The organism is Pseudomonas sp. PSE14 (genome assembly GCF_029203285.1).
GTDB lineage: Bacteria > Pseudomonadota > Gammaproteobacteria > Pseudomonadales > Pseudomonadaceae > Pseudomonas.
In genome coordinates, this window is record NZ_CP115669.1 from 2,989,361 (window position 1) to 3,011,456 (window position 22,096).

The 22,096-nt window shown below is 66.7% G+C and carries 16 protein-coding genes; 8 read left to right on the top strand and 8 right to left on the bottom strand.

Features of this window, described 5'->3' with window-relative positions:
- Nucleotides 1-133 precede the first annotated feature (133 nt).
- The 4 genes from O6P39_RS13730 to O6P39_RS13745 all read left to right on the top strand — a co-directional run bounded on the left by O6P39_RS13730 (nucleotide 134) and on the right by O6P39_RS13745 (nucleotide 4,539).
- Complete coding sequence (locus tag O6P39_RS13730; RefSeq protein WP_275607062.1) at nucleotides 134-1,276, top strand: acyl-CoA dehydrogenase family protein; 1,143 nt, start codon at nucleotides 134-136, stop codon at nucleotides 1,274-1,276.
- Nucleotides 1,273-2,397 (top strand): acyl-CoA dehydrogenase family protein, encoded by a 1,125-nt coding sequence (locus O6P39_RS13735; RefSeq protein ID WP_275607063.1) that lies wholly within the window; start codon nucleotides 1,273-1,275, stop codon nucleotides 2,395-2,397. The genes O6P39_RS13730 and O6P39_RS13735 overlap by 4 nt, the downstream gene beginning before the upstream one ends.
- 74 nt (nucleotides 2,398-2,471) lie before the next feature.
- Nucleotides 2,472-3,659 (top strand): lipid-transfer protein, encoded by a 1,188-nt coding sequence (locus O6P39_RS13740; RefSeq protein ID WP_275607064.1) that lies wholly within the window; start codon nucleotides 2,472-2,474, stop codon nucleotides 3,657-3,659.
- A 49-nt stretch (nucleotides 3,660-3,708) separates the two neighbouring features.
- Complete coding sequence (locus tag O6P39_RS13745; protein ID WP_275607065.1) at nucleotides 3,709-4,539, top strand: SDR family NAD(P)-dependent oxidoreductase; 831 nt, start codon at nucleotides 3,709-3,711, stop codon at nucleotides 4,537-4,539.
- 84 nt (nucleotides 4,540-4,623) lie between these two features.
- Here O6P39_RS13745 and O6P39_RS13750 read toward each other — a convergent pair whose 3' ends face one another.
- From O6P39_RS13750 to O6P39_RS13770, 5 genes are all read right to left on the bottom strand, one after another.
- Nucleotides 4,624-5,442, bottom strand: coding sequence for a CoA ester lyase (locus O6P39_RS13750; protein WP_275611949.1), 819 nt, complete (start codon nucleotides 5,440-5,442; stop codon nucleotides 4,624-4,626).
- Between the two features lie 11 nt (nucleotides 5,443-5,453).
- A complete protein-coding gene (locus O6P39_RS13755; RefSeq protein ID WP_275607066.1) occupies nucleotides 5,454-6,644 on the bottom strand; it encodes a CaiB/BaiF CoA-transferase family protein in 1,191 nt (396 codons plus the stop codon).
- A gap of 77 nt (nucleotides 6,645-6,721) precedes the next feature.
- Nucleotides 6,722-8,071 (bottom strand): MmgE/PrpD family protein, encoded by a 1,350-nt coding sequence (locus O6P39_RS13760; protein WP_275607067.1) that lies wholly within the window; start codon nucleotides 8,069-8,071, stop codon nucleotides 6,722-6,724.
- Nucleotides 8,072-8,099: 28 nt separating this feature from the next.
- Nucleotides 8,100-9,260, bottom strand: coding sequence for an acyl-CoA dehydrogenase family protein (locus tag O6P39_RS13765; RefSeq protein ID WP_275607068.1), 1,161 nt, complete (start codon nucleotides 9,258-9,260; stop codon nucleotides 8,100-8,102).
- A 48-nt stretch (nucleotides 9,261-9,308) separates the two neighbouring features.
- Nucleotides 9,309-10,136: a MaoC family dehydratase N-terminal domain-containing protein gene (locus tag O6P39_RS13770; RefSeq protein WP_275607069.1), complete on the bottom strand. Its 828-nt coding sequence runs from the start codon at nucleotides 10,134-10,136 to the stop codon at nucleotides 9,309-9,311.
- A gap of 117 nt (nucleotides 10,137-10,253) precedes the next feature.
- Between O6P39_RS13770 and O6P39_RS13775 the strand changes: the two genes are divergently transcribed.
- Nucleotides 10,254-11,168 (top strand): LysR substrate-binding domain-containing protein, encoded by a 915-nt coding sequence (locus O6P39_RS13775; RefSeq protein WP_275607070.1) that lies wholly within the window; start codon nucleotides 10,254-10,256, stop codon nucleotides 11,166-11,168.
- Here the strand turns inward: O6P39_RS13775 and O6P39_RS13780 are convergent.
- The 3 genes from O6P39_RS13780 to O6P39_RS13790 form a co-directional block, all read right to left on the bottom strand.
- The gene (locus O6P39_RS13780; protein WP_275607071.1) at nucleotides 11,148-13,562 is read right to left on the bottom strand and encodes a LuxR C-terminal-related transcriptional regulator; all 2,415 of its coding nucleotides are present in this window, start codon (nucleotides 13,560-13,562) and stop codon (nucleotides 11,148-11,150) included. The genes O6P39_RS13775 and O6P39_RS13780 overlap by 21 nt on opposite strands.
- A 150-nt stretch (nucleotides 13,563-13,712) precedes the next feature.
- Entirely contained in the window at nucleotides 13,713-15,077 is a 1,365-nt protein-coding gene (locus O6P39_RS13785) for a DUF1329 domain-containing protein (RefSeq protein ID WP_275607072.1), read from the bottom strand.
- A gap of 13 nt (nucleotides 15,078-15,090) precedes the next feature.
- Nucleotides 15,091-16,947, bottom strand: a complete 1,857-nt coding sequence (locus O6P39_RS13790; protein WP_275607073.1) for a DUF1302 domain-containing protein — start codon at nucleotides 16,945-16,947, stop codon at nucleotides 15,091-15,093.
- Between the two features lie 340 nt (nucleotides 16,948-17,287).
- Here O6P39_RS13790 and O6P39_RS13795 point away from each other — a divergent pair, with 340 nt between their 5' ends.
- The 3 genes from O6P39_RS13795 to O6P39_RS13805 all read left to right on the top strand — a co-directional run bounded on the left by O6P39_RS13795 (nucleotide 17,288) and on the right by O6P39_RS13805 (nucleotide 22,070).
- Entirely contained in the window at nucleotides 17,288-18,883 is a 1,596-nt protein-coding gene (locus tag O6P39_RS13795; protein ID WP_275607074.1) for an arylsulfatase, read from the top strand.
- A 217-nt stretch (nucleotides 18,884-19,100) separates the two neighbouring features.
- Nucleotides 19,101-20,789: an aspartate-alanine antiporter gene (gene aspT / locus O6P39_RS13800; RefSeq protein WP_275607075.1), complete on the top strand. Its 1,689-nt coding sequence runs from the start codon at nucleotides 19,101-19,103 to the stop codon at nucleotides 20,787-20,789.
- A gap of 138 nt (nucleotides 20,790-20,927) precedes the next feature.
- Nucleotides 20,928-22,070 carry an AI-2E family transporter gene (locus O6P39_RS13805; RefSeq protein ID WP_275607076.1) on the top strand — a complete coding sequence of 381 codons (1,143 nt, stop codon included), beginning with the start codon at nucleotides 20,928-20,930 and terminating at the stop codon, nucleotides 22,068-22,070.
- The last annotated feature ends 26 nt before the right edge of the window (nucleotides 22,071-22,096 follow it).

Consider the following 22,096-nt stretch of genomic DNA (forward strand, 5'->3'; position numbering starts at 1 on the left):
CTTGCTCTCCTCGACGATGTAACGACCGGACACAGCTTGCCCGGATATGAAAGTTGCTGATAGGTTATTTACTTGCTTGCTAACAAGCAAGTTTAATGAAGATACATCTCCCCTCTTCTGGAGTACGACAACGATGCAGGCACTCGACATACGTCCCTGCCGCCTGGATGCCGACTGCGAGGTACTGCGCCAGCAGGTTCGCACCTTCCTCGCCGAGGCGTTGCAGGATATGCCGCCGGCGGAGCGCGCCAAGAACTGGAACGGCGCCTGCCCCGCCTTCAGCCGCAGGCTGGGCGAGCGCGGCTGGCTCGGCATGACCTGGCCGCGGCGCTACGGCGGCCACGAGCGCAGCGCCCTGGAGCGCTACGTGGTGCTGGAGGAACTGCTCGCCGCCGGCGCGCCGGTGAACGCCCACTGGATCGCCGAGCGCCAGAGTGGGCCACTGCTGATGCGCTTCTCCCCTGAAGTGCTGGCACCGCGCATCTGCCCCGGTATCGCGCGCGGTGAAATCTACATCGGTATCGGCATGAGCGAGCCGGACGTCGGCTCGGACCTGGCGGCGGTGCGCACCCGCGCGGTGAAGACCACCGGCGGCTGGATCGTCAACGGCAGCAAGGTGTGGACCACCGGTGCGCAACGCTGCCAGTACATGGTGACCCTGCTACGCACCGCACCGCGCGACGAAGCGAACCGGCATGCCGGACTGTCCCAGTTGCTGATCGACATGAGCTCGCCCGGCGTGACGGTGCGGCCGATCTACAACCTACTCGGCGAACACGACTTCAACGAGGTCTTCCTCGAGGACGTCTTCGTGCCCAACGACTTCGTCATCGGCCAGCCCGGTGATGGCTGGCGTCAGGTCGGCGCGGAGCTGGCCCTGGAGCGCAGCGGCCCGGAGCGCTACCTGAGCAGCACCCAGCTGTACCTGGAAATGCTCGACGCCGCCGCCCAGGGCGACAGCCACCAGAGCATCGGGTTGGGCCGCGTGGTCGCGCGCTACGCGGCATTGCGGCAGATGTCCCTGGGCATCGCCGGCATGCTCGCCCGTGGCGACAACCCGGCGGTCGCGGCGGCGCTGGTCAAGGACCAAGGGGCGCTGCTGGAACAGTCGCTGCCGGACCTTGCCCACGACCTGTTCGGCGGCCGTTGCGAACCCGGCTCCAACCTGGAACAGGTGATGCGCTACGTCACCCAGGTGGCGCCCTCTTTCTCCCTGCGCGGCGGCACCCGCGAAATCCTCCGCGGCATCATTGCCAGAGGCCTTGGACTGCGATGAATCCGACTCCCGTGAAACCGGAGGCCGCCGCTGGCGAGCCGTCCGAACTGCAACGCCTGATCGCTGACAGCGTCGAGGGCCTGTTCGCCGACCTGATCGACGCCGAACACCTGGCAGCCTTCGAGGCCGGCGACCATGACCCCGAACTCTGGCAGCGCGTGGCCGAACAGGGTCTGCCTGCCGCACTGGTCGGCGAAAGCGCCGGTGGCAGCGGCGCCCGCTGGAGCGAAATCGGCCCGTTGCTGCGGGCCATCGGCTACTGGCAGGCGCCGTTGCCGCTGGCGGAAAGCATGCTGGCCGGGGCCTTGCTGGACCGCGCCGGGCTGGCGCTGCCAGACGGTCCGCTGACCATTGCCGAGACCGGTCGCCACGGCGAATTGCGGTTGTGCCCTGACAGCCAGCGTCTGAACGGCGTTCTCGCGCGCGTGCCATGGGCCCGCGACTGCCGCTGGCTGGTGGTCAGCAGTCTGGACCGGCAACTGGCGTTGGTCGACCTGCGGCAGGCGGCGATCCGCCTGGATAGGGGCAGCAATTTCGCCGCCGAACCTCTCGACCGCCTGCACTTCGAAGGCGCCGAGATCGCAGCGCTGGCGCCACAACCGCTCGGCGAAATCGACGCGCCACTCTGGACCCTCGGCGCCCTGGCGCGTGCCTGCATGCTCTGGGGCGCTCTGGAAGCGACCCTGGACAAGACCGTGGAGTACGCCAACCAGCGAGTCCAGTTCGGCAAGCCCATTGGCCGCCAGCAGGCCCTGCAGCAATACCTGGCGCAACTGGCCGGGGCCATCGGCGCCGCGCGCATGGCCTGCCAGGTGGCCCTGGACAGCGCCGACGCGGCATTTGCCGGCGAGCCCGGCGGCGCCCACCGCCTGCGGTTCGACGTCGCGGTGGCCAAGGTCTGCGCCGGTGAAGCGGCGACCCTGGCCTGCTCGGTGGCGCACCAGGTGTTCGGCGCCATCGGCTTCACCCGCGAGCACAGCCTGCACCAGGCGACCCGCCGGCTGTGGTCCTGGCGCGACGAATTCGGCAGCGACAGCCAATGGGCCCTCCAGCTCGGCGAAGCGGCGATAGACGCCGGCTCCGCCGGCTTCTGGAACGGCCTCTGCGAACGCAGCCTCTGAACCATTCTCCGGAGCGCCCCGAGGCGCTCCGCTTTCCCAAGCCCAGCGGGCATTCCGCACAGGAGCCTTTCCCCATGAGCGATAAAGTCATCGTGGCCGGCGTCGGCATGATCCCCTTCACCAAGCCGGGCGCGAGCCCCAGCTACACCGAGATGGGCGCCGAGGCGTTGCGCCTGGCGCTCAAGGATGCCGGCATCGAGTACGACAAGGTGCAGATGGCCTTCGCCGGCTATGTCTACGGCGACTCCACCTGCGGTCAGACCGCCATCTACGAAGTGGGTCGCAGCGGCATTCCGATCGTCAACGTCAACAACAACTGCTCCACCGGCTCGACCGCGCTGTACCTCGCGCGGGCGGCGGTACAAAGCGGCCAGGCCGACTGCGTGCTGGCGCTGGGCTTCGAACAGATGCGTCCGGGCGCGCTCAAGTCCAACTGGGACGACCGTCCGGTGACCCGCGAGCGTTTCCTGCCCATCGTCGATACGCTGACCAGTGACGCCGGCGACTTGCCGGGCACCCTGCGCACTTTCGGCGGCGCCGGCCGCGAACACATGCTCAAGTACGGCACCCAGCTGTCGACCTTCGCGGCGATCCGCGCCAAGGCCAGTCGCCACGCGGCCAACAACCCGCTGGCGCTATTCCGCAAGGTGGTCACCACCGAAGACGTCCTGAACGACCAGGTCATGTGGCCGGGCGTGATGACCCGCCTGATGGCCTGCCCGCCCACCTGCGGCGCCGCTGCAGCGATCGTCTGCTCCGAGGCCTTCGCGAAGAAGCATGGCCTGCGCAGCGACGTGGCGATCCTCGCCCAGGCGCTGACCACCGACCCGGTCGAGTCCTTCGATCCACCGTCAATGATCAGCTATGTCGGTTTCCACATGGCCCAGGCCGCGGCGCAAAAGGTCTACGAGGAATCCGGCTATGGGCCCAAGGACATCCGCGCAGTCGAACTGCACGACTGTTTCGCGCACAACGAACTGCTCACTTATGAGGCCCTTGGCCTGTGCCCGATCGGCGGCGCGGAGAAGTTCATCCTCGACGGCGACAACACCTACGGTGGGCGTGTGGTCACCAATCCCTCCGGCGGCCTCCTGTCCAAAGGCCACCCGCTGGGCGCCACGGGCCTCGCGCAGTGCTACGAGCTGACCCACCAGCTGCGCGGCAGCGCCGGGGCGCGCCAGGTCGAAGGGCTGAACATCGCCCTGCAGCACAACCTCGGCCTGGGCGGCGCCTGCGTCGTCACCCTGTTCGGCAAGAACTGACCCATAGCACGGCCGTGTCGATCACGGCCTTTTTACCCAGGAGAATCCCGTGAGCAAGAAACTCTCAGGCAAAGTCGCCATCGTTACTGGTTCCGGTCGAGGCATCGGCCGCGCCATCGCGCTGAAATTCGTCAGTGAAGGGGCGAAGGTCGTGATCAATGACCTCGACCAGGAGCCGGCCGACGAGGTGGTCGCGGAGATCCGCGCCCTCGGCGGCGAGGCGGTCGCCTGTTGTGGCAACGTGACAGCCGCGGACTTCGGCGAGCGCTGCGTGAAAACTGCCCTGGATACCTTCGGCCGTCTCGACATCATCATCAACAACGCCGGTTTCACCTGGGACAACGTGATCCAGAAGATGTCGGAAGAGCAGTGGGATGCGGTCGTCGACTGCCACCTGAAAGCTCCATTCCTGCTGTTGAAAGCGGCCTACCCCTACTTCCGCGAAGCCTCCAGGGCCGAGGCCGAAGCGGGCGAAGTGGTGTACCGCAAGGTGGTCAACATTTCTTCCGTTTCCGGCACCCAGGGCAACGCCGGCCAGATCAATTACGCCGCGGCCAAGGCCGGCATCATGGGCCTGACCAAGACCATGGCCAAGGAATGGGGGCGCATGAACATCAATGTGAACTGCGTTGCCTTTGGCGCCATCGAGACTCGGCTCACCCAGCCGACCACCGAAGAAAAGACTGTGGCCGTGGAAGGTCGCGACATCAAGGTCGGCGTACACCCCGATCGCATTGCCGCGGTCTATCGCGACACGCCGCTGGGTCGCTTCGGAACCGCAGAGGAAGCCGCCGGATCGGTGTTCATGTTCTGCATTCCCGAATCCAACTTCGTTTCCGGGCAAACCATCATCTGCGGTGGCGGCCGAGGCGGCTTCTGACCGGTCGCCGGTCTAGTCGATAGGCTTGCGCCACCCGGCGCGTCCCGGATCGGGCGCGCCGGGCCGGCCAGCGCGAACGGCGAATCAGCCGCCAGCGTTGGCCAGCAGGCGCCGGGCCCGCCCCAGCACCGGAGCGTCGACCATCTGCCCATCGACCTGGAACGCCGCCGCACCACCCTGCGCGGCCTGCAGTACGCGCCGGGCCCAGTCAAGCTCCTCGGCACTGGGCGCCAGCGCCGCATGGACGACACCGACCTGCTTCGGATGGATGCACAGCGCGCCCACCAGACCGAGATCGCGACCATGGCGAATGGTCGCCGCCAACCCTTCGGCGTCGTCGAACGCCGGGTAGACCGTATCCAGTGGCGGCTGCAGGTCGTTGACCCGGGAGTGCAGCAACAGGCTCAGGCGCACCTGGTCGTAGACGCTGTCGGCGGCCGGTGTGCCATTGCTCATGCCGATGTCCAGGGCGAGGTCGAGCCCGCCGAAGGTCAGGCGCTCCACGCCTTCACAGGCGGCGATTTCCCCCAGCGCGAGCAGCCCCCGCGCACTCTCGATCAGGGGCCAGACCGGCTTGCCGCAGGCCACCGCCACGCGGACCTGGGCGGCACGCTCGGCCTTGGGCAGAAGAATGCCGGCGACGCCCGGCAGACGCCCGCAAAGTTCGAGGTCGGCGGCCTGCTCGGGATCGCCGGCGGCATTCACCCGCACCAACACCCGCGCGGCCGGCTCGGCGGCAAGGAACGCCGCCAGATTGTCCCGCGCCTTGGCCTTGAGCGCGGACTCCACGGCATCCTCAAGGTCGATGATCACCGCGTCCGCGCCACAGGCCAGGGCCTTGGCAAAGCGCTCCGGGCGACTGCCGGGTACGAACAGGGCGGTTCGGACAATCGAATTCATCAGGTTCTCCTGGTTCATGCCGCACCCTGCTCATGCAGGCGCTGGATGTCACTGGCGGTATAGCCCAGTTCCTGCAGCAGACTGTCGGTGTGCTCGCCAAGGGCCGGCACCGGGTCCATGCGCGCGGCGAAGGCGCTGCTTCGAGCGGGCGGCAACAACGCCGGCAAACGGCCGACCGGACTGTCGATCTCGCGCCAGCCGTCGCGAGCGGCAAGCTGCGGGTGCTGCCACAGGCCGCGCATGTCGTTGACATGGGCATTGGCGATCTGCGCCTGTTCGAGACGCTCGACCACCTGCTCCGCCGTCAGGCCGGCGAAGGCCTCGACGATCAGCGCGCGCAATGCATCGCGGTTGGCGACCCGCAGGCTGGTGGCGGTGAAGCGGACATCGTCGGCCAGTTCCGGCCGCTGCAGCACGATGTCACAGAAGGCTTTCCACTCACGTTCGTTCTGCACGCCGAGCATCACGCTGCCACCATCGCCCACCGGGAACGGGCCGTAGGGATAGATGGTGGCGTGGGCGGCGCCGGCGCGCGGCGGCGGGTTCTGGCCCTCGAAGGCGTAGTACATCGGGAAGCCCATCCACTCGGCCATGCTCTCCAGCATGGACACCTCGACCCGGCTGCCCTGCCCCGTGCGTCCGCGCAGCAGCAGTGCCGAGAGGATGCCGCTGTAGGCGTACATGCCGGCGGAGATGTCCGCGATGGAGCAGCCGGCCTTGGCCATTCCGTCGGCACCGGGACCACCGGTGACCGAGAGGAAGCCGCTTTCACTCTGGATCAGCAGGTCATAGGCCTTCTTCTGCTCGTAAGGTCCGCCCTCGCCATAGCCGGAAATGTCGCAGACGATCAGTCGCGGAAAGCGTTCGTGCAGGGCCTCGAACGACAACCCCATGCGCGCGGCGGCGCCCGGCGCGAGGTTCTGCACCAGTACGTCGGCACGCTCCAGCAACTGCTCCAGCACGGCTTGCGCCGGCTCCTGCTTGAGGTCCAGGGCCAGGCTTTCCTTGGAGCGATTGGTCCAGACGAAGTGCGAGGCCATGCCGCGCACGCGTTCGTCGTAGCCACGGGCGAAGTCGCCGACGCCGGGGCGTTCGACCTTGATCACCCGCGCGCCGAGGTCGGCCAGTTGGCGGGTACAGAACGGCGCGGCGATGGCGTGTTCCAGGCTGATGACGGTGATCCCGTCAAGGGGACGCGAACTCATGGACAACTCCAGGCGCCGGGCCATTGGCCGGCACGATGATTCGGAAGATCCGGGCGGCATCGCCGCCCGGGACGAACTCAGGCGAAGACGTTGACCTGCTGGAGTCCATGCAGGCGCCAGGTGGCGTCGATCAGCCGCGTAGCCTCGGCGTCGCCACGAGCGCCGGCGAAGGTCAGCAGGCGGCGGAACTTGTCCTCGAGTTCCCCGCGGGTCAGCGTGTTGCCCGGGTCGCCCTTGGGCTCATCGATGGCTCCTTCGAGACGGCGGCCGTCGGTGGCCAGCACCTCGACCCGGCCCAGCCAGCGTTGCGGGTAGGCGCCGTCGACCTCGGGGTCGAGCTGCATGGAGACCTTGTCGCGGAAGGCCGCGACGCGCGCGTCCTGCAGGGCGAACTCCTCGAACTCCACCAGCCCGGCCTTGCCGTGCACCGCGATCAGGCCCAGCACGGTGCCCATGGAGAACTTCGCCTGGTGCACGCTCTGCGGCACCACCACGCGACCGAGCACGTCGATGGCGCCCTGGTGCACGCGAGTGGTGACATGTGCGATGTCTTCATGACCCAGGCCTTCGCGCTGCATCAACGCGAGCAGCGCGTCGGCGGCCGGGTGCGTATGGCGGCAGGAGGCGTGGAACTTGAAGGAGGTTTCGGCCAACGCCCAGCGCGTGCCCAGACCGTCCACCAACCAGCGAGGGTCGGCGTCGCTGGACATCCCGGCGGCCATGCCCTGCTCGCCTTCAAGGATGTTCTGCGCACCGGTCAGACCCTCGGCGGTCAGGTAGGCGGCCAGCAGGCCATCGGCGGCGGCCTTGGCAGTGTGCAACTGCTTGGAGTCGGCGGCGTCGCGCAGGAATTCCCAGAGCCCGGCAGCCTGGGTCCCGGCGCTGCCCAGGCAATGCACGAACTGGCGGCTGTCGAAGCCCAGCAGCTTGCCCACTGCCACCGCTGCGGCCAGGGTGCCGACCGTGGCAGTGGTGTGGAAGATGCGGTAGTGCGAGCGACCGAGGAATTCGCCGATGCGGATACCGGCCTCGTAGCCGGCGACGCTGGCAAGGATCAGCTCGCGGCCGGACTTGCCCAGATCCTGGGCGGCGGCCAGGGCCGCCGGGAAGACTACGGTAGCCGGGTGCAGCACGGAGCTGTTGTGCAGGTCGTCCTGCTCCACCAGGTGGGAGCTGGCGCCGTTCACCAGGGAGGCGAAATAGGCGCTGCTGCTGGTGCCATCGACGAGGATGCGGCTGTTGCCGTCCGCCGGGCCCATCTGGCGGGCGTAGCGCTGGAACAGCGGGATCGGGTGACGACCCTGGCTGGCCAGGGCCGAACCCAGCCAGTCGAGGAACAGGTCTTCGGTGCGCTCGACCACTGCCTGCGGCAGGTCCTCAAAGCGCAGGCCGGCAAGGAACTCGGCCAGGGCGTGGGTATTGTTCATGGTGTTCTCGCTCTCGGGCACGCCGGCATCAGAAGGAACGCGGCAGTTCGAGCAGGTGCTCGGCCACGTAGGACAGGATCAGGTTGGTGGAGATGGGCGCCACCTGGTAGAGGCGCGTCTCGCGGAACTTGCGCTCGACGTCGTACTCGCAGGCGAAGCCGAAGCCACCGTGGGTCTGCAGGCAGGCATTGGCCGCCTCCCAGCTGGCCTTGGCCGCCAGGTACTTGGCCATGTTTGCCGCGGCCCCAGCATTGCGACCGGCGTCGTAGTCCGCGCAGGCCTTCCAGCGCATCAGGTCGGCGGCTTCCACTTCGATGTGCGCTTCGGCGATGGGGAACTGCACCCCCTGGTTCTGCCCAATGGGGCGGCCGAATACCACGCGATCGCGGGCATACTGGCTGGCCTTCTCGATGAACCAGCGGCCATCGCCGATGCACTCGGCGGCAATCAGGGTGCGCTCGGCGTTGAGGCCGTCGAGGATGTAGCGGAAGCCCTTGCCCTCCTCGCCGATCAGGCTGCTGGCGGGGATTTCCAGGTTGTCGAAGAACAGCTCGTTGGTCTCGTGGTTGACCATGTTGGCGATAGGCTGCACGGTCAGGCCGTTGCCGATGGCTTCGCGCAGGTCGACCAGGAAGATCGACATGCCCTCGGCCTTCTTCTTCACCTCGGCCAGCGGCGTGGTGCGGGCCAGCAGGATCATCAGGTCGGAGTGCTGGATGCGCGAGATCCACACTTTCTGGCCATTGATCACGTACTTGTCGCCCTGGCGCACGGCGGTGGTCTTGATCTTGGTGGTGTCGGTGCCGGTGGTGGGCTCGGTCACGCCCATGGATTGCAGGCGCAACTCGCCACTGGCCAGCTTGGGCAGGTAGTAGGCCTTCTGCTCCTCGCTGCCGTTACGCAGCAGGGTGAACATGTTGTACATCTGCCCGTGGATGGTCCCGGAGTTGCCGCCGCAGCGGTTCACTTCCTCGAGGATCACCGAGGCTTCGGCCAGGCCAAGGCCGGAGCCGCCGTATTCCTCGGGGATCATCGCCGACAGCCAGCCGGCTTCGGTCATGGCGCTGACGAAGGCCTCGGGGAAGCCCTTCTCGTCGTCGATCCTGCGCCAGTATTCGGCGGGGAACTCCGCGCAAAGGGCGCGCACGCCGTCGCGGATGGCCTGGATTTCTTCGGGGGTACTGCTCATGCGATGTCCTCGGTACGTCGGGCGGTCGCCATGCGGCCGCGTCAGGTTTCAGTCGAATTCCACTTCGCCGCTCTGGGCGATGCCGGCGCCATTGCCGGCCCATACCTCGGCCTTGCCCGGCGCGAGCAGGCGCCCGCCGAGCTCGAAGGCTTCCGGGCAGACCAGCGGGCGCAACCCACGGAAGGCGAAGCGCCGCAGGCGTGCCTGCGGGTTGGCGCGGCAGAAGGCGCTCAGGTTCAGGGTGGCAATCAGCGGGCCGTGCACCACCAGCCCCGGATAGCCCTCGGTTTCGGTGACATAGGGCCAGTCGTAATGGATGCGGTGGCCGTTGAAGGTCACCGCCGAGTAACGGAACAGCAGTACCGGCGAGGGCTCCATGGCCTCGCGCCAGGCGCCGGACGGCAGGGCTTCGCCGCTGGCGAGCTTGGGCGGCGTCGGTTCGCGGTAGACGATGTCCTGCTCCTCGCGAATCGCCAGGTGATCGTCCTGCAGGTAGTCGTGGCGCAGGGTGACGAACAGCAGCGAGCCGGTACGCCCATGCTTCTCCTCGACCTTGAGGATGGTGGTCAGCCGGCTGGCCTTGCGGCCTACGCAGAGTGGCGCATGGAACTCCAGGCGGCCACCGGCCCACATGCGGTTGCGCCCGTCCGCCGGCGGCAGGAATCCACCGCGCGCCGGGTGTCCGTCGGCGCCCAGGCCGGATTCGGGCTCGGCATCCTGGAAGAATGCCCACTGCCACAACGGTGGCAGTGCTTCGCCGGTTCCTGGAGCCGCCTCGCCGAGCGTGGCGGCGAGGCGACGGACCAGCACCTCGCTCAGTTCCTCGTGGCGCTCCTGGCTACGACCGATCCAGGCGGTATAGGGGGAATCGCTCATCGCAGGGCTCTCCGTGTTGAAAATTTCATGCAGCATGCAGTGCCTCTTGCGTTCCGAGAATCTGCATTTTCATAATCCAGTGTTAAGCAAATCCGAACGCCAATTTCAGGGCCGCCCATGCATTTCGATCTCGCCGACCTGCGCCTCTTCGTCCATATCGCCGAAGCCCCCAGCCTGACCCAGGGCGCCCGCCGTGCGCACCTCTCGGCGGCCGCCGCGAGCGCGCGGATCAAGGCCCTCGAAGGTCAGCTCGACTGCCGCCTGCTGTACCGCGACAACCGTGGCGTCGAACTGACCCCGGCGGGCCAGCGGCTGCTGCAGCATGCGCGGCTGATCCTGCGCCAGGTGGAGCACCTGAAGGACGACTTCAGCGAACAGGGCGGGGACCAGGTCGGGCACATCCGCATCTTCGCCAACACCACGGCGGTCACCGAGTTCCTGCCCGAGCTGCTGGCGGGCTTCCTCGCCGTGCGCCCTGGCGTCAGCGTCGACCTCCAGGAACGCCTCAACCGCGATATCGTCCGCGCCATCCTCGACGGCTCGGCCGACCTTGGCATCGTCGCCGGACCGGTGCGCGCCGAGGGGCTGCAGGTGGTGCACTTCAGCACCGACCGACTGGTCCTGGCGGTGCCACCGGGGCATCCACTGGGCCGGCTGCGCCGGCTCACCCTGGCTGACACCCTGGACTTCGCCCACATCGGCCTGCATGAAGGCAGCACCCTGCAAAGCTTCCTGCGCGAGCAGGTGGAGCGCGTCGGCGGCAACCTCAACCTGCGCATCCAGGTGGCCAGTTTCGAAGCCATCTGCCGGATGATCGAGGCCGGGGTGGGCATTGGGGTGATCCCGGAGACGGCGGCGCGTCGCCACAGCCGCACCATGAACCTGCAGATCCTCGCCCTGGACGAGCCCTGGGTGGTACGCGAACGCAGCGTGCTGCTGCGTGACCGCGAGGCCCTGCCCGGCTGTGCCCGGGCGCTGGTGGACCTGCTGCGGCAGACCGGCGACGGTCGCTCAACCGAGCAACCCCAGTGACTTGGCACGGACGATGGCCTGGGTGCGCCGGCGCACCCCGAGTTTCACGTTGATCTTCTTGGTGTGCGTCTTCACGGTATTCAGGGAAATGAACAGGCTGTTGCCGATCTCCTGGTTCGACAGGCCCTCGGCCAGCAGCCGCAACACCGCCACCTCGCGTGCGGTGAGGCCGTGCCCGGAGCCATCGGGCGTACCGCCTGGCCCCGCCGGCAGCAGGCCGGAAAGCTGCTCGATCGGCAGGCTGCCGGCCAAGCGCTCCAGCGCGTGCTGCGCTTCGCGCGCCAGGCCATGAAGTTCCAGGCACTGGCACTCCTCCTGTAGCCGGCGCAGACGTTCGCATGCCACCTCCGGGTTGCCGCAGCCGGCCTCGGCGAGCGCCAGCAGATAACGCAGGCGCTGCGGCAGCGACGGCGTGTGTAGCGGCGGCACCGCTTTCTGCGCAGCCAGCGCCTGGCCTTCCTGATGCAGGCGCTGCCACTGCCCCTGGCGCGCCAGCAGGCGCAACCGCAGGCCCTGCAGCGGCAGCGCATAGCAAACCGGCTGCACCCGCCAACGATGCATGCAGCGTTCGGCTTCCTCCATCCTGCGATCGGCGCCCAGTGCATCGCCACCTCGCGAGGCGACTTCGGCGAGACCGATCAGGCCATGCAGGATGCACGGATCGGCGCAGGCGCGAGCCTGCGCCACGCCGCCTTCGAGGACGGCTTCGGCGCCGGCCATGTCGCCCTGGATCAGCAGCAGCTCGCCACGCAGGAAGGCCAGGCGCCCGATCAGCAACCCGTGTTCCTGACTGGTCGCCGCGACGCGCTCGCAGCAGGCGTCCAGCAGCGTCCGGGCCTGCCCCACCTCGCCGCCGAGCAGGGCCAGGCGGATGCGGTCGCAGTCGAGCAGCACTTCACTGGCCAGGCAGCCACGGCGGCGCGCCAGTTCCAGCGCGTCCTGTAGCGTGCGTCGCGCTGCCTGCGGCTGGCCCCCGGCCATGTCCAGGCGCGCCAGGGTGGTCTGGCATAACAGCACCGAGCGCCAGTCGCTCGGGTCGAGCTCTTGCAGGGCGGCACTGCAGCGTTCGCGCGCGTCATCCAGGCGCCCGCGCATGCCGTCCAGCGCGCCCCGCAGGGCCAGCCAGTTGGCCAGCAGGCGGCGGTTGCGCGCGGCCTGGGCTTGCGGCAGGAAGTCGCTGAGGCGCTCGATGCAGGCCTCCGCCTCGTCCAGACGCCAGCTGAACAGCAGCGCACGGGCGTTCAGGCAGATCAGTCGGGGAGTGCTTTCCATCAGTGCGGCGGGGAGCTTTTCGCGCCAATCCAGCAGCAGTCGCAGGTGGTCGCCGGCGAACAGCCAGTCCATGTCCAGGCGGTCCATGTAGCTGGCGGCGACTTCCGGCTGGCCAGCGCCCAGCGCCAGCTCGATCGCCTCGTTCAGCCAGCCGGCCTGGCTCAGCACGTTGCAGGCGCGCAGGCGCAGGCGGGTCAGCGCCGGCCCCTGCAGGTGGCCCTGCAGTGCCTTGGCGACCAGCGGTGGCAGGCGGAAACAAGTGGCTTCGCCATCCAGCGCAAGGAAGAACCCCTGGCCGTGGCGCAGCTGGTCGAAGCGCTCACCGCCCCCCTCCTCCCAAAGGCCGGCACAGATTTCCCGGTTGAAGCGCGGCAGGTAGGCCAGGCCGCAGAGCATGTCGCCAGTCTCTGCGTCGAGGCGGCCAAGCAGCTCCTGCGACAGGTACGAGCGCAGCCAGGACGCCACTTCACCCGGCGCATGCACGCCGTCGCGTGCGCTGAGCAGCAGGCGCACGCCGGCGCACCAGCCCTGGGTGGCGGCCCACAAACGCTCGCGGCAGTCCGCGTCGTACCCCTGAGCCAACGCCAGCGTGTCGCTTTCCTCGCGGCTGAACGCCAGCTGCGCGATGCCCAGCTCGCACAGGCGCTCGTCGAGCAGCAGGCGCGAGAGATTCCATTGCGGGCGCTGGCGACAGCTGACCAGCAGGTAAAGCGGTGTTTCGCTGAGGCTCAGCAGGCGCTGGAGCCAGGCGTCGAGGTCCGCGTCGGGGTCTTGCGGATAGTCGTCCAGGACCAGCCACAGCGGTTGCCGCCGCAACTGCAAGGCCAGCAGCACGCTGGTCGGGTCTGCCTCCTGCAGGCCCAGGCTCTTGGCGATCCGGGCGCATGCGGCCGCCACTTCCAGCCGCTGACCGGCACAATCCAACCAGATTCGTGCACAACTGGCCGGCAGGCGCTCCAGCGCGGCACGGGCCAGCGCACTCTTGCCGTAACCGGCGGGAGCGCAGAGCAGGTTCAGGCGGCGAGGAGATTCCAGCAGAGCTAGCAGCAGCGGCTCGCGCGGCAGTTGCGTGGCAGGCAAGGACACCGGCGCACCGGCGGCAATGGCGGAGAAACTGGACATGGCGACACCCGTTTTCGTTGTAATTCGTGCTGCGTCTGGGTGTCAGCAGAGCATTCGGCAATGGCGGGGAACAATCGGTCGTTCGGACTAGCCGAGAGGACTAGTCCGAGGTATGGCGCCGCCCCTTACCGGCAGACGGCGCCGTGGGGCTTAGCGGATACCGGCGTTGCGCAGGGCCGCTGGTGTGAAGTCGGTCATGCTTGGCTGCGCGGTGTAATCGATGCCGCGCCGCGACTCGTTGATCATCGCCATCGCCAGGTAGCGGCCGGCGATCAGGTCATTGAGCGCATTCACCGCGTAGACTGCCGTGCCTTGCTGGTAGTCGTTCACCGCGAAGCCTTCGCCGACGCGCCAGAGCTGGCCGCGTCCGTCATAGGCCTCGGACTCCACGGCCTGCCAGGTGTCCTCGTCGAAGTAGAAGCGACGGGTAGCGTAGATGTGCCGCTGGTTAGGCTTCAGGGTGGCGACCACTTCCCACACCCGGTGCAGCTCGTAGCGCGCCAGGTCGGGGTTGATGTGACCGGCCTGAAGGATGTCGGCGTACTTGAGCTTGGGCGACCACAGCCGGTAGTTGTTGTAGGGAACGTACATTTCCTTCTTGCCCACGAGCTTCCAGTCGTAGCGGTCCGGTGCGCCGTTGTACATGTCCGCGTCATCGGAGGTGCGCAGGCCGTCGGCGGCGGTGCCGGGACCGTCGTAGGCCACCTGGGGAGCCCGGCGGACGCGGCGCTGGCCAGCGTTGTAGACCCAGGCCAGACGGGGTTCCTTGACCTGGTCGATGGTCTCGTGGACCAGCAGCACGTTACCTGCCAGGCGCGCCGGCGCGGTGACCCGCTGCTTGTAGAGGAACAGCACGTTCTCGGTCTGCTTCGGATCGGCATCCTTGATCAGCTGCGGGTAGCCAAGGTCTTCCTCGAACTCCACCGCCGTGAACGAGCCGTTGGTCTGCGGCGTGGCCTGCGCGCTCAGGCGGCGCTGGTTGGGGCCGCGGTAACGGGTCATGTGGTTCCAGACGATTTCAACGCCGTTCTTGGGAATCGGGAAGGCATAATTGCGCCCCTTGAAATTGGCCAGGCCATTGCCGCCGTCCACTTCCTCGGTATTCAGCGCGCTGACCTTCACCGCGTCGTAGATCGACTGCGGGCTGGAGGCGGTACGGCGGGTCACGTACACCGGAATGCGGTAAGTGTCCGGATAGCGCTTGAACATGGCCATCTGGCCGTTGCTCAGCTTGTCCTTGTACTTCTCCGCCGTGGCGGCGGTGATCACGAACAGCGGCTTGTCATCGGGGAACGGATCGCTGAGGAAGCCATTCTCCACCGCTGCCGCGCCCGGCTTCAGGCCGCCGGTCCAGGCCGGGATGCTGCCGTCGGCGTTGCCCGCCTTCTCGCCGCCCAGCGGCGTCAGGGTGGCGCCGAGCTTGGCCGCTTCCTCAGTCGAAACTGCGGCGTGTACCGAGCTCGCCAGGAGGCTCAGACCCAGGATCGTGCCCTTCATCAAATTCATCATGTGCATGCTGTTCACCTGCTCAGAAGTTCACGCCGACGCTGACTGACATGTAGTCGCGGTCGGTCATGGTGTTGTAATCGCCACCGAAATAGTTGGTGTAATTCAGGCTCGCGGTGTAGGTGTTCTGGTAGTCGGCATCCAGGCCCAGGCTGATGGCCTTGGCGCCTTCCTCGAAGCTCGGTCCGGTACCGTTGATGTCATGCGACCAGGCGACGTTGGGCTTGAAGTTGATGCCGGCGATCACGTTCGGGTAGTCGAGGACGCCGCGCACCCGGTAACCCCAGGACTCGCTGGTATAGAAGCCCTTGTTGTTGCACTCCTGCTGCGGGTTGCTGGCGTTGGGCTTGCCGGGGTTGGTTCCGACGCAAACCGACTGATCGACCAATTCGCCGGCGCCGAAGGTCGGACTGCGGCCAAAGCGCAGGCTACCGAGGGAGTCATCGATGCCGCTGATATGGTCATAACCCACCTCACCCACCAGGGTCAGGCGCTCGGCGCCCATGACCTGGTCGATGAATTTGGTGGCAGTGACCTGTATCTGGGTGAACGGCAGGCGTTTGTAGCCCTGGATGTCCGCGCCGGGGGCGTTGACCGCCTGGCCGTCGAGGAACACCGGCGACACCGCCGTGGTCACGCCGTTGACCTTGCCAACCTGGTTCACCGCGGCGAGGTTGAGGTCGCCGGTGTTGATCTGCATCGGCATGTTCGGCCGGTAGCTGATCTCACCGCCCAGTGCGACGCCGGAGACGTTGGTCTGGAAGCTCAGGCCGTACAGGTGGATGTCTTCGGGGTAGTCGACGAAGTAATTGGCGCCCCGCACGCGGTTGGTTGTGGTCAGTGCCGTGGAGGCACCGGCAAAGGTGGTGCGGGTGAAACTCAGGTAGGGGTTGCGGCTGTGATAGTTCATCACGTACGCGCCCAGCTCGGTGTCGTTGAGCTCCGGCAGGAACCAGCGCAGGGCCAGGCCGTACTGACCGGAATCGCCCGGTTCGTTGTCGTCGACACGCGGGATGTAGGCGTTGGCGCGGTTGCCCGCCACATCGAGAATGGTACCGCTGTTGGCGCGCGGATCACCGGGAGCGAAGTCCGGGCCGGCGATCACCAGTCGGTCGTTGCACCCCTTGGCCACGGCATCGGCGGCGAAGAAGGTGCCGCAGTTCTCGGTGACCGTCTTGTCCCACTTGATCTGGTAGAAGCCCTCGGCAGTGACGTTCTCGCTCAGCCCCTGGGAGAGATAGAACAGTTGCACCGGCACCAGCGCTTCCTTGACCTCGGCGCCGGGGCGACGCAGTGCGGAGACGTCCACCGGGTTGATCGAGTTGATCGAGTTGGGGATGAAGGTACTCTCACCCCAGCTCACCACCTGCTTGCCGAAACGCACGTTGCCCGGCAGATCGCCCAGCTGGTAGTTGTGATAGACGAAGGCGTCGAGGAACTGGGCGCCCGAGGCGCTGGCCGCCTGGTCGCGACCACGGTCGTCGATGTTGTAGTAGCGCAGGTCCTCGTCCTTGAGCTCGAAGTCATACCAGTACTTGCCGCGCAGGAAGGCGCCTGAATCGCCGTACTTGAGCTCCAGGTCGTGGGTGCCCTTGAAGATCTTCGAGAAGGTATCGCCCTTGCTGAAGTTCAGCCGGCCATCGTCGTTGGTCCGCGAGGCAGCCGTGCCCTTGGCGCCGACCACATTGAAGTTGGAGACGAACTTCGGGTCCGGATTGCGCAGGGCCCAGCTGGTGCCCAGGGAAAGCGACGAGTCGAATTGCCCTTCGATCTCGCCGATGTTGAAGCTTACGGCTTGCGCCTGTGCAGTCCAGGCAAGCGCCACGGCAACGGCCAGGGCCTGCGGTCGGAAGCTTCCGCGCATTGTTATTGTTGGCATGCGGTACTCCAGTGATCCTTGTGTTGGAGTACGCATGCTGTCAGCCGCCGATACCGCGAAAAACCGCCTGAACAGGTGATTTTTCGCCTCACCCGAGTGGGTGGCAGAAACCGGTTTCACAGCCATTCACCCGTTGGCGTCGTGCGTTGCTTCCGACGCCAGCGAAACCCGCGATACCCTGCGTAACACCCGCCAGAAACACCCCTCCCGCGCCCTTGGCGAACCACCCCATCGGGTGATTTGCACGCTCTGCCTTGCCGCGTTCAATGACGCCCAGTGCCCAATCCCCTGCGGCAAGGGCCAGCCAACCACAACAACAAGCATCACGGAGAACCGTGCTATGACTCGCAATCGCAGCTGGCTACCGCGGCTCGCCATGGCCGTCGGCCTGCTGGCTGGCGCCGGAGCCCAGGCCGCCGACAAGCCGAACATTCTGGTGATTTTCGGCGACGACATCGGCCAGACCAACATCAGCGCCTATTCGCAAGGGGTCGTCGGCTACCACACGCCGAACATCGACCGAATCGCCAAGGAGGGCATGCTGTTCACCGACTACTACGCGGAGAACAGCTGCACCGCCGGGCGCTCCACCTTCATCACTGGCCAGGCCTCACTGCGTACCGGCCTGACCAAGGTCGGCATCCCCGGCTCGCCGGTGGGCCTGCAGGATCGCGACATCACCCTGGCGCAGGCCCTCAAGGGGCAAGGCTACGCCACCGGCCAGTTCGGCAAGAACCACCTGGGCGATCGCGACGAATACCTGCCCACCAAGCACGGCTTCGATGAGTTCTTCGGCAACCTCTACCACCTCAACGCCGAAGAGGAGCCCGAGCGTCCGTACTGGCCGAAGGACCCGCAGAACCCCTACGTCCAGCACTTCTCCCCGCGTGGAGTGATCCATTCCTTCGCCGACGGAAAGATCGAGGACACCGGGGCGCTGACCAAGAAGCGCATGGAAACCATCGATGACGAGACCACCCAGGCGGCGATCAACTTCATCGACAAGCAGGCCAAGGCCGACAAGCCGTTCTTCGTCTGGATGAACACCACGCGCATGCACCTCTACACCCACGTGCGCGACTCGATGAAGGGCCAGAGCGGCATGCCCGGCAACGAGTACGCCGACGGCATGCTCGAACACGACGGTGACGTCGGCAAGTTGCTCAAGACCCTTGATGACCTGAAGCTCGCGGACAACACCATCGTCATCTACACCACCGACAACGGCCCGAACCGCTTCACCTGGCCGGATGCCGCCACCTCGCCGTTCCGCAACGAGAAGAACTCCAACTACGAAGGCGCCTTCCGGGTGCCGGCGATGATCCGCTGGCCGGGGCATATCGGAGCGGGCCAGGTGTCCAACGAGATGTTCTCCGGATTGGACTGGTTCCCCACCCTGCTCTCCGCCGTGGGCGTGCCCGACGCCAAGGAGAAGCTGCTCAAGGGCTGGGCGCCTTCGTCCGGCGGGCCGACCTTCAAGGTGCACCTGGATGGCTACGACCAGCTCGCTTACCTCACCGGCAAGGCGAAGAAGAGCGCGCGCAATGATTTCTACTACTTCAACGACGACGGCCAACTGGTGGCCATGCGCTTCGGCGACTGGAAGGTGGTGTTCTGCGAACAGCGCAAGCCTGGCGGCTTCGAAGTGTGGAGCGAGCCCTTCACCTGCCTGCGCGTTCCCAAGCTGTACAACCTGCGCATGGACCCCTATGAAACCGCCGACATCGTCTCCGACCAGTACTACGATTGGCTGACCAAGAACGCCTATCTGGTAGGCATCGGCACCATGAAATCCACGCAGTTCCTGCAGACCTTCCTCGAATGGCCGCCGAGCCAGCGCCCGGCCAGCTTCACCATCGACCAGGTGCAGCAGTCGATCTACCAGAAGATCGCCGAGAAGATGAAACAGCAGCAAGCCGCTCCACAGAAGCAGTGATCCACCCGCCACGCCCCGCCGGGGCGTGGCATCCCCTCCCGATAGCCAAAGCCCTCCAGCCTGCCCCAGGCAGCGCGCAGTGATGGCATTGCCTGGTGCAGGCATCCCTCTGCGTTTTCATTTCGCGACAACCCCGTAGCAGACCGTCAATCCAGCCATACTCTTCGGGCCGGTAGCAGGGCATCGCCTGCCGGATGAATCGCCACGGAGAGGTTTCATGCTCGACTTCACGCTCAATGCACTGCGTACCAACCCCGAGATCGCAGTCTTCCTCGCCATCGCCCTGGGGGTGCTGCTGGGGCGCCTGCACTTCGCCGGGTTTCACCTCGGCTCGGTGGCGGGAGCGCTGCTGATGGGGCTGTTGATCGGGCAGCTCGGCCTGGAGGTACCCCATGAGCTGAAGGCGGTGTTCTTCGCCCTGTTCATCTACGCGGTCGGCTTCAAGAGCGGGCCGGAGTTCTTCGGCAGCCTCAACCGCGGCACCCTGAAACTGGTGCTGCTCTCGGTGGTGCTGTGCGCCACGGCCCTCGCCACCATCCTGGCGATGTACGCGCTCTACGGCTTCGACGCGGGCTTCACTGCCGGCCTGGGCGCCGGTGCGCTGACCGATACCGCGATCATGGGCACCGCCAGCAGCGCCATCGCCCAACTGGGCATCGATGCAGCGGCCAAGGCCCAGCTCAACAGCCACATGGCGGTGGCCTATGCCATTACCTACCTGTTCGGCACCATCGGCCTGGTGGTCTTCGTCGGCAGCGTCGCGCCCTGGTTGCTGGGGGTCGACCTGCGCACCTCGGCACGCGAGCTGGAGCGCGAGTTGGGCATCGAGCGCAACGAGGACGCCATCAGCATCCCGTACACCCGCATCGTGGTTCGCGCCCATCGCCTGGAGACGCCGGCGGCGATCGGCCTGAGCATCGCGGATATCGAGGCGCTGCATCCAGCGCTGAGCGTGGAACGCGTGGTGCGCGGCGAACGCATCCTCGAGCGTGACCCGGGGTTGCGCCTGGAGGCCGGCGACATTCTCGGCGTCTATGCCTTGCGCGAGGCGGTGGGCGACCTGAGTCATTGGGTGGGGCCGGAGGTGGATCACGCCGAAAGCCTGTCCTTCCCCACCCGCAGCGCGGATATCGTGCTGACGTCGCGCCGACTGGCCGGCCGCAGCATCCACCAGATTCATGCGGACCTGGTCGGCGCCCAGCGCATGGGCTGCTTCATCACCACCATTACCCGCCAGGGCCTGGAGCTGCCGCAACTGCCCGAGACGGTACTGCGCCGCGGAGACGTCATCAGCCTCACCGGCCGTACCGCCAGTGTCGAAGCCCTGGCCGCCCAGCTGGGGCGCATCCGCGAGAGCAACTACAAGAGCGATATCGCCATCCATGCTCTGGGCATGGTGCTGGGGTCGCTGGTGGGGCTGCTGTCCACCCACATCGGCATGATCCCGGTGGAGCTGGGCATCGGCGGCGGCGTGCTGCTCGCCGGCCTGCTGATCGGCTGGTACAACTCGCGCCACCCCGAGCGGGGCTCCTTGCCTCCCGCGGCACAGTGGGCCTTTTCCGAATTCGGCCTCACCGCATTTGGCGCCGTGGTCGGCCTGCTGGCGGGCCCGGCGGCGCTTGCCGCCATCCGCGACCAGGGCCTGGCGCTGCTGGTCGCTGGCGCCATGGTCACGCTGATCCCGCCACTGGTGGCGCTGTATTTCGGACGCTACGTGCTGCGCCTGCACCCGATGATCCTGTTCGGCGCCCTGGCCGGGGCGCAGACCGAAGCGGCCTCGATGAACCGGATCATCGAGCAGTCCGGCAGCAATACCCCGGTGGTCGGTTTCACCGTGTGCTACGCCATCTCCAACGTGCTGCTGGCGGTGTGCGGGCCGATCATCGTCGCGCTGACGGCCGGCTGAGCGATCACTGTCGCCAAATGAGAACCCCATACCCCTTGGCATTTGAACCACAGAGGCGCTGGTCTAGCCTGCACATAGCGAAACAGACGACACGGACAGGCCACGCGCCGTCGCCCCCAGGCAAAAGGAGCCCCCACGATGAGCAGCCGTAAATTCCTCGAGATCAGCAGCGCCCGCGATTACCTGGACGTGCTGATCCGGGCGGGCCTGATCGCCGGCCTGGTGATCTTCTGCTACGAGATCTTCCGCCCCTTCCTCGGCGTCATGCTGTGGGCGGTGATCCTGGCGGTCACCCTGTATCCGCTGAATACCCGTATCGCCAACGGCATCGGCATCTCCCCCGGCAAGGCCGCCACACTGCTGGTGCTGCTCGCCCTGCTGTGCCTGATCGCCCCGCTGGCCTTCCTCGGCGAATCCATCGCCAGCTCCGTGCAAGTGGCCCTGCACTCAGCCCAGGACTGGAAGCTGGAAATTCCCCCGCCCACCCCGTCGGTGCAGGAGTGGCCCGTGATAGGCGAGCCGTTGTTCCGCATCTGGAACCACGCCTCCGGCGACCTGAGCTGGGCCTTGCAGCAGGTAGCGCCGCACCTGAAGGACCTCAGCAAGGCGCTGCTGGTGAAACTGGCCGGAGTCGGCACCGGGGTTCTGGTGTTCGTCGCGGCCCTCATCATCGCCGGCGTGATCATGGCCAACGGCCAACGCGGCGCCCACCGTGCCACGGCCATTGCCCAGCGTATTTTCAGTCCGGAACGGGGTCAGGAACTGGCCACACTGTGCGCGGCCACCATCCGTGCGGTAGCCCAGGGCGTAGTGGGTATCGCCTTTATCCAGATGCTGCTGATAGGCGTGGCACTGGTGCTGATGGGTGTACCCGGTGCGGGCCTGATCGCTCTGTTCGTGTTGCTGCTGGGCATCATGCAGCTGCCGGTTCTGCTGGTCACCCTGCCGGTGGTGCTCTACGTCTTCAGCCAGGATGGCGTCGGCGCCACCACCATCATCTTCGCCATCTGGACCCTCGCCGCCGGCCTGTCGGACAACGTGCTCAAACCCCTGATGCTGGGACGCGGCGTTGCCGTGCCGATGCCGGTGGTACTGATCGGCGCGCTGGGCGGAATGATCAGCAACGGCATCATCGGCCTGTTCATCGGGCCCGTAGTGCTCGCCGTTGGCTATGAGCTGTTCAACTCCTGGGTGGACCAGCTTGTGGTGAGCGAGCCGGCGACGGAAGCGGAATCAGAGATGGCCGGCAGCCAATCGGCAATAGGGAAGCGTGAAAGCTGAGCTTCGGCCAGGGGCCCTCTGTCCTC

Bases quoted from the DNA above. Each gene is read 5' to 3' on its own strand.
- O6P39_RS13805 (WP_275607076.1), top strand. From the start codon at position 20,928: ATGAGCAGCCGTAAATTCCTCGAGATCAGCAGCGCCCGCGATTACCTG.
- O6P39_RS13755 (WP_275607066.1), bottom strand. From the start codon at position 6,644: ATGAGTTCGCGTCCCCTTGACGGGATCACCGTCATCAGCCTGGAACAC.
- O6P39_RS13730 (WP_275607062.1), top strand. From the start codon at position 134: ATGCAGGCACTCGACATACGTCCCTGCCGCCTGGATGCCGACTGCGAG.
- aspT (WP_275607075.1), top strand. From the start codon at position 19,101: ATGCTCGACTTCACGCTCAATGCACTGCGTACCAACCCCGAGATCGCA.
- O6P39_RS13795 (WP_275607074.1), top strand. From the start codon at position 17,288: ATGACTCGCAATCGCAGCTGGCTACCGCGGCTCGCCATGGCCGTCGGC.
- O6P39_RS13760 (WP_275607067.1), bottom strand. From the start codon at position 8,071: ATGAACAATACCCACGCCCTGGCCGAGTTCCTTGCCGGCCTGCGCTTT.
- O6P39_RS13790 (WP_275607073.1), bottom strand. From the start codon at position 16,947: ATGCCAACAATAACAATGCGCGGAAGCTTCCGACCGCAGGCCCTGGCC.
- O6P39_RS13780 (WP_275607071.1), bottom strand. From the start codon at position 13,562: ATGTCCAGTTTCTCCGCCATTGCCGCCGGTGCGCCGGTGTCCTTGCCT.
- O6P39_RS13770 (WP_275607069.1), bottom strand. From the start codon at position 10,136: ATGAGCGATTCCCCCTATACCGCCTGGATCGGTCGTAGCCAGGAGCGC.
- O6P39_RS13785 (WP_275607072.1), bottom strand. From the start codon at position 15,077: ATGCACATGATGAATTTGATGAAGGGCACGATCCTGGGTCTGAGCCTC.
- O6P39_RS13735 (WP_275607063.1), top strand. From the start codon at position 1,273: ATGAATCCGACTCCCGTGAAACCGGAGGCCGCCGCTGGCGAGCCGTCC.
- O6P39_RS13740 (WP_275607064.1), top strand. From the start codon at position 2,472: ATGAGCGATAAAGTCATCGTGGCCGGCGTCGGCATGATCCCCTTCACC.
- O6P39_RS13775 (WP_275607070.1), top strand. From the start codon at position 10,254: ATGCATTTCGATCTCGCCGACCTGCGCCTCTTCGTCCATATCGCCGAA.
- O6P39_RS13765 (WP_275607068.1), bottom strand. From the start codon at position 9,260: ATGAGCAGTACCCCCGAAGAAATCCAGGCCATCCGCGACGGCGTGCGC.